Source organism: Bartonella sp. PS17NMGDW (assembly GCF_042193555.1).
Lineage (GTDB): Bacteria > Pseudomonadota > Alphaproteobacteria > Rhizobiales > Rhizobiaceae > Bartonella > Bartonella grahamii.
The window spans coordinates 116,303-123,483 of record NZ_JBHILY010000003.1; the positions used below are offsets into that span (position 1 = coordinate 116,303).

The 7,181-nt window shown below is 40.1% G+C and carries 5 protein-coding genes and 2 pseudogenes; 4 read left to right on the top strand and 3 right to left on the bottom strand.

Annotation, left to right across the window (positions count from 1 at the left end):
* Nucleotides 1-209: 209 nt before the first annotated feature.
* Together groL and groES are read right to left on the bottom strand one after the other, a co-directional pair.
* A pseudogene (gene groL / locus ACFIJK_RS03200) lies at nt 210-1,854 on the bottom strand (chaperonin GroEL).
* Nucleotides 1,855-1,912: 58 nt separating this feature from the next.
* Nucleotides 1,913-2,209, bottom strand: a complete 297-nt coding sequence (gene groES, locus ACFIJK_RS03205) for a co-chaperone GroES (protein WP_005774667.1) — start codon at nt 2,207-2,209, stop codon at nt 1,913-1,915.
* 226 nt (nt 2,210-2,435) lie between these two features.
* Between groES and fumC (ACFIJK_RS03210) the strand changes: the two genes are divergently transcribed.
* The 3 genes and pseudogenes from fumC (ACFIJK_RS03210) to ACFIJK_RS03220 all read left to right on the top strand — a co-directional run bounded on the left by fumC (ACFIJK_RS03210) (nt 2,436) and on the right by ACFIJK_RS03220 (nt 6,167).
* Nucleotides 2,436-3,824 carry a class II fumarate hydratase gene (fumC, locus tag ACFIJK_RS03210; protein ID WP_375626454.1) on the top strand — a complete coding sequence of 463 codons (1,389 nt, stop codon included), beginning with the start codon at nt 2,436-2,438 and terminating at the stop codon, nt 3,822-3,824.
* A gap of 575 nt (nt 3,825-4,399) precedes the next feature.
* Nucleotides 4,400-4,634, top strand: a pseudogene (gene fumC, locus ACFIJK_RS03215) (class II fumarate hydratase); the annotation flags it as partial.
* 642 nt (nt 4,635-5,276) lie between these two features.
* Complete coding sequence (locus tag ACFIJK_RS03220; protein ID WP_375626456.1) at nt 5,277-6,167, top strand: outer membrane protein; 891 nt, start codon at nt 5,277-5,279, stop codon at nt 6,165-6,167.
* A gap of 687 nt (nt 6,168-6,854) precedes the next feature.
* Here the strand turns inward: ACFIJK_RS03220 and ACFIJK_RS03225 are convergent.
* Entirely contained in the window at nt 6,855-6,977 is a 123-nt protein-coding gene (locus ACFIJK_RS03225) for a hypothetical protein (protein ID WP_375626458.1), read from the bottom strand.
* Here ACFIJK_RS03225 and ACFIJK_RS03230 point away from each other — a divergent pair.
* The coding region (locus ACFIJK_RS03230; RefSeq protein ID WP_375626460.1) for a hypothetical protein at nt 6,977-7,181 on the top strand (205 nt) is incomplete at its 3' end. The genes ACFIJK_RS03225 and ACFIJK_RS03230 overlap by 1 nt on opposite strands.

The window sequence follows — 7,181 nt, forward strand, 5'->3', positions numbered from 1 at the left end:
TGGAACTTCAGCAACCATTGCTTCTGTTGTAATTAGAAGGCTAGCAATTGAAGCCGCATTCTGGAGAGCAGAACGCAAAAACTTTCACTGGATCAACAATTCTTGAAAGCAATCAAATCACCAAATTCACCGGTTGCAAAACGTGAAAAAGCATTAAAAAAAACGGGCACAGAAGGCCCGTTTCTTTATTACTTCTATGGAATAAGAGCTTAGAAATCCATTCCGCCCATTCCACCCATTCCGCCACCTAAGCATTGGAGGCATTGGTGTATCTTTCTTTGGAACTTCAGCAACCATTGCTTCTGTTGTAATTAGAAGGCTAGCAATTGAAGCCGCATTCTGGAGAGCAGAACGCACAACTTTCACTGGATCAACAATTCCCAAAGCAATCAAATCACCAAATTCACCCGTGGCGGTATTGTAACCATAAGTGTCAGCATTATTTTCCAACACTTTGCCCACAATAATCGCGGCTTCTTCACCGGCATTGGTTGCGATTTGACGTGCTGGCGCTTGGAGAGCACGACGAACGATATGAATACCAGCTTCTTGGTCAGGATTACTTCCCTTAACGGTCAACGCATTTGCTGCACGCAACAATGCGGTACCACCACCAGCAACAATACCTTCTTCAACAGCAGCACGTGTTGCATTCAAAGCATCATCAACACGGTCTTTCTTTTCTTTCACTTCAACTTCTGTTGCACCACCCACACGGATAACAGCAACACCACCAGCGAGTTTAGCAAGTCTTTCTTGCAATTTTTCACGGTCATAGTCAGAAGTTGTTTCTTCGATCTGAGCCTTGATTTGATTAACGCGAGCAGTAATTTCGCTCTTTTGTCCAGCACCATCAATAATGGTGGTGTTTTCTTTAGAAATATTCACTTTCTTTGCACGTCCAAGCATATCCAAAGTGACATTTTCAAGTTTAATGCCCACATCTTCAGAAATAACCTGTCCGGATGTTAAGATTGCGATATCCTCTAACATTGCTTTACGGCGATCACCAAATCCTGGTGCTTTTACAGCAGCAATTTTCAAACCACCACGCAACTTGTTAACCACGAGCGTTGCCAAAGCTTCACCTTCCACATCTTCAGCGATAATGAGAAGTGGTTTTCCAGATTGCACAACAGCTTCAAGCACAGGAAGAAGAGATTGCAAATTAGACAATTTCTTTTCGTGAATGAGAATGTAAGGATCATCAAGGTCAGCGACCATTTTCTCAGCATTTGTGACAAAATAAGGGGAAAGATACCCACGGTCAAATTGCATACCTTCAACGACTTCTAATTCCGTTTCAGCGGTTTTAGCTTCTTCCACGGTAATGACGCCTTCATTGCCCACTTTTTCCATAGCATCAGCGATCATTTTACCGATTTCAGCAGCGCCATTAGCAGAAATGGTTCCTACTTGTGCAATTTCTGCTGAAGTTTGGATTTTTTTTGCTTTTTTGAAGAGGTTTGCCACCACTTCATCCACAGCAGCATCAATCCCGCGTTTAAGATCCATTGGGTTCATGCCCGCAGCAACAGCTTTAACGCCTTCTTGCACAATAGCTTGTCCTAAAACAGTTGCTGTTGTTGTTCCATCACCAGCGATATCATTGGTTTTAGAAGCAACTTCGCGCAACATTTGTGCACCCATGTTTTCGAACTTATCTTCAAGTTCAATTTCCTTTGCAACGGATACACCATCTTTTGTGATGCGAGGCGCACCGAATGATTTATCAATCACCACATTACGACCTTTAGGGCCGAGTGTCACCTTAACAGCATTAGCAAGGATGTCGACACCGCGCAACAAACGCTCACGCGCTTCACGGCCAAATTTGACTTCTTTAGCAGCCATTTAATTTCTCCTTGGAGTTTTCTCAAAATAGTACACAATGAAAAACTAAGTGCTTCAATTAGCCCATAATTCCCATAATGTCAGATTCTTTCATGATGAGGAGATCTTCCCCATTAATCTTGACTTCAGTTCCAGACCATTTTCCAAAGAGGATACGGTCTCCTGTTTTAACTTCTAAAGGCACGCGCTTTCCGTTATCATCGAGAGCGCCATTGCCAACAGCAATCACTTCGCCTTCTTGGGGTTTTTCTTTTGCTGTATCAGGGATGATAATCCCACCAGCCGTTTTATTTTCAGATTCAACCCGACGGACAACGACACGATCGTGAAGTGGGCGGAATTGTATATTAGCCATGTTTTAAATCCTTAAAACTGAACATAATTGCATTAATCTTAAAAGTTCTTGCTAGCACTCATAGCTTGAGAGTGCTAGTATGAGTTAGATATAAAATCGGCATCTCTTAATGTCAAGAATAGCCATAAAAATAATTTCTCTAAATGAAGCTTCAAAGTCTTGCCTCTTATTGCACTTTCGCGTTATCTATCTTTTTGAGAACCCGTGAACAAAAAAGGATCTTATCATGGTTGAAACACGTCAGGAAACGGATAGCTTTGGAACGATTGCGGTACGTCAAGATCGTTATTGGGGCGCACAAACTGAACGTTCTCTGCATAATTTTAATATTGGTAGTGAAAAGCAGCCTCTTGCCATCATCTATGCCTTAGCCCTTATCAAAAAGGCTGCAGCTGTTGTAAATATGGACAAAGGAAAACTACCAGAAAATATTGGAAAAGCAATTATTGCCGCCGCCGATGAAGTGCTTGCCGGCGATTTTGATACGCATTTTCCACTCTCCGTTTGGCAAACAGGTTCTGGCACACAAAGCAATATGAATGTCAATGAAGTCATTGCTAATCGTGCCAGTAAGATTTTGGGAGGAAAACTTGGAAGCAAAAAACCAGTTCATCCCAATGACCATGTCAATATGAGTCAATCATCGAACGATTCCTTTCCCACAGCGCTTCACATTGCCACCACGTTGCAAACACGCCAACACTTACTGCCAATTCTTGAAGCTCTTATTGCTACATTAAAACAAAAAGAGCAAGAATTTGCAGACATCATTAAAATCGGACGCACCCATACCCAAGATGCAACGCCTTTAACCCTAGGGCAAGAATTTTCAGGCTATCGTGCCGCATTAGAAGCCAATCTTCAGCGCATTGAAAATGCTCTAACCGATGTCCACATGCTTGCTCAAGGTGGCACAGCTGTTGGCACAGGGCTGAATGCACCAAAAGGTTTTGACATTGCTTTTGCAAAAACAGTGAGCGCTTTCACAGGAATAACGTTCCAAACTGCCAGCAATAAATTTGAAGCACTCGCCCATCATGGCGCCCTTGCGCATTTCCACGGAAGCTTGAATGCTCTCGCTGCTGATCTGTTTAAAATTGCAAATGACATTCGGTTTTTAGGCTCTGGTCCACGTTCCGGTTTAGGGGAACTCAGTCTTCCTGAAAATGAACCCGGATCTTCTATTATGCCCGGCAAAGTTAACCCCACGCAATGTGAAGCCTTAACCATGGTCGCATGTCAAGTTTTTGGTAATCACACCAGCGTAACCTTTGCCGCAAGTCAAGGACATTTTGAACTCAACGTTTATAAACCTGTTATTGGCTATAACGTTTTACAATCAATTACCCTTCTTGGTGATTGCATGCGCTCTTTCGATATGCATTGCATTCAAGGATTACGAGCCAATCGCGTTCATATTCACTCGCTCATGGAGCGCTCACTCATGTTAGTCACAGCTCTTGCACCAGAAATTGGCTATGAAAAAGCTGCTGAAATTGCCAAAGCAGCGCATAAACACGATACAACTTTGCGCACCGAAGCATTAAAAGCTGGCGTTTCTATAGAGGATTATGACCGATTAGTTGATCCCAAAAAGATGATTGCTCCCCAATAAACAACCCACTAAAAAAGATGTAAACGTCTTAAAACAAATCTTTCTGTCAAAAGATCGGGGTGTAAGCACACACCCCGATGATGACCGATAACGATTACCCACAGCTTCATTTTAGGCTCTGGTCCACATTTCTACTCTTGTCTCAATCAGATAATGTGTTTATTTATAACGACAATCTAGCGTTATCCATATTGAATGAGAATCCTCAATACCATAGGATTTTCCCGTTTTAAATCTGTCCTATGTTGAATCAATCAAAATCACTCACTTGCACATCACAAGCGAGATAAATGTGTGGCGAAGTGAATGTGTGGATAGAAATTGTATAAGATAAGAAAGGACTAAACACGCCTCTAATGAACCGCCTCAACTGCCAAGGGCTGTCACAACATTGTGGAGAAGTCTGTCACAACAGCCACGGGCTGGCAAATATAATGATGATGCCGGCTTGCTTCTTTATGAAGCGTAAAGATAGGGTGCTCAATGGCTTTATCGTTATACCATTCACGAGCCACCATCGTGAAGTGGGTCTGGGAGCATTTTTATAAAGCGTGAAGATAGAAGTGCTCAATAGAGGAACAGCTGTTGGAAAAAAACTCAATGCACCGAAAGGTTTTGGACTTTGCTGAAACAAGCAGCTCTCTGACGGGGATATCCTTGACAACTCGCAAGAAATTTGAGGCATTTACCCATCATAGCGCCCTCACCCATTTCCGTAAAAACCTAAGTGTACGCACTAATCTCTTTAAAGTTAATCTCTTAAAAATCACCAACGACATTCAGTTTTTAGGCTCTCATCCACGTTCCGGCTTTAAGCGAAGGAAAAGGAGAATTTATCGTTTTACATGGTGCATGAGAAACCTCATGAAACTTTAAATTCTCGCACTTTTCTCCTTCTTATTCTTCGTATTCCATTCAAGCAATAAAAACTATTCGCTTGGATTGTCATAAGCAAAAGTGGCATATAGATAAAAAAAGAAATAAAGAAATAAAGTCGCTCATCCTCTCAAGTGCTCAAAAGGCTATCGCAATACAAAGCTACGCAATATCAGAAACGAGAAAAGAATATGATAGTGCCAATACGCATTTTGCCACTAATTGAATATTAAGCACTTTGATATCAATCATAGAGGATAATATACTTAATACTTAATAACAAAGAGTGCTTTTAATATATATAAAATAATATTTTTTAAACAAATAAAAAGCCTGTTTAACATACTATAATTTTTTCTAAAACACAGAGAACTCTGAAGAGGCGTATATAAAAAATACTGAAAAATCAATACAAAAGCGGGATAATAGCATGAAAGAAAGTTTTAAGAACGCTTAAATATGGGTAATTATATATTTTTTGAGTATTTTAATTTTCATAATGATATTAAATATAGATTTCTTTAACCAATTTGTATATAATACACTTTGTATTCGAAATAAACTGGGGACGTTTTTATGAAAACAAAATGTTTAATTGCACTATCTATTTTCACTTTCATTACCGCTTCAACAGCGCAAGCAGCAGATACGGTAATCTTTGAGCAATCAAAACCGAAGGTTTCATTGCAAAATGATTCATCGTCACGTATCTCACCGGTTACTGTTTCTGCACCTTTTTCTTGGTCTGGTTTTTATGTTGGAGGACAAATTGGATATTTTTCCAGTAAAAATACTCTAGATTACGCACAAGAAGCCAGGGATGGAAAATGGGCTTGGGTTGATAGAAACTTATCACCGAAACCATCAGGATTGAGAGCAGGTTTGTATGCAGGTTCTAATATTGATCTGGGAGATGACCTTGTTTTCGGTTTTGATACGGACATAGTCTGGTCTGGGAAGAAAAGCACCCAAACAGACAATGGAAAGAAAATTCTAAATGAATTAGACTCCATTAACATTGCCTTTAAAGAAGCTGGGATTCCTATCATAAAACCTGCAGCTCAGGATGAAACAATCCCCAACTATGGTGACATTGTTGTCAGCAGTGTAACATTGAAAGAAAAATGGTCTGGTGCTGCGCGTGCGCGTATTGGTTTTGCTTCCCATCGCCTTATGCCTTATATTGCAGGGGGTGTAGCCTATACACAAATGCAATATATTATGTCACTTTTATCAAAATCGCAAGAAGATTCGACAATTTTTGCTTCTGGCGATGTGTTAGATAAGACAAAAACAATGCTTGGTTACACTATTGGTGGTGGTTTTGACCTTGCAATGACAGATAATATCATCATGCGTACAGAATATCGTTATTCAGATTTTTTTAAAAAGAAATTTGCAAACGATGACCTTAAAATCTCTTCTCAAACGCATGATTTTCGCTTTGGTATCGCTTATAAATTCTAAGTTTTGTAGAAAAATTGAACTATTAAAAACCCCTGTTAAAAACGGGGTTTTTTTTATGCCTCTTTCCCCCCTAAAAAGACCTAGATTCTAAAAACTAGGACTAAACTGTAAACAAATAGTCATGAAACAATAAAGCCTCTCCTCTTTTAAAGCAAGCTCCTATCCTCTCACCCTTCCATGTAATGCATTTGGAATATAAAAGCTTTACCATCATACCACTGGGCGCCATCGTAAAATACGCCATCATAAAATAAATGAGAGCAGTTATTAAGAGATATTGCTTTAAAATAACTATGGATATTGTGCATCAATTGCAGTTTTATAAGGTGATGTTAACTTGGCCTCCCCACTCTCGAAGGATCAAGATTCTAAAAACCCATTTCTAAAATCATATCCGTTTGTAAGAACACAACAACTCTTGGGGACTCTTGGGGCGGGCTCCTCTTGGCACCTCCCCGTGGAATGCCCTTAAACCTAAAGCAAAAAAACAAACTTAAGAATATCCAACACACACTGAAAAAAATACTGTAACGTTTCAAGGAAGTTTACAGACCCTATATGACCACACTTCAAATGACAGTGTTTTACAGCTATTGTATACCAAAGTAGAGAGAGGATATTGCGGTTCTCTGTTTATATAATTTCTGTAACGGAGAGACAGCTTCATTTGGGGAGAATATGAAATTGTCAAGGCAAAAACCAGTTTCCAACCTTACCATTTCCCTCTGATTTACGACTTTCAAAAACCTCTAAAGCCCTATCTTTTAAGCCTCTAAAACTCCTGTCTTTTAAAGAGAGGAGATTACGCATTGCCTCATGCTTGTATTTCTCACGGACCTTTTTGGGATCACGCCCCTCATGTCATACGACAACGCTCCAAACCAAACACATTCAAATCTCAAACACGCTCAAATCCCAAATACATTCAAATCAAAAACACTTGGGTTGCCAATTCACATGCGTGTTTTAAAGAAACATCTCTCAAAACCCTCAAGCCCATTTTGCGACAGCACC

Excerpts from the sequence above, each read along its gene's own strand:
- groES (WP_005774667.1), bottom strand. The coding sequence starts at position 2,209 with ATGGCTAATATACAATTCCGCCCACTTCACGATCGTGTCGTTGTCCGT.
- fumC (WP_375626454.1), top strand. The coding sequence starts at position 2,436 with ATGGTTGAAACACGTCAGGAAACGGATAGCTTTGGAACGATTGCGGTA.
- ACFIJK_RS03220 (WP_375626456.1), top strand. The coding sequence starts at position 5,277 with ATGAAAACAAAATGTTTAATTGCACTATCTATTTTCACTTTCATTACC.
- ACFIJK_RS03225 (WP_375626458.1), bottom strand. The coding sequence starts at position 6,977 with ATGCGTAATCTCCTCTCTTTAAAAGACAGGAGTTTTAGAGGCTTAAAA.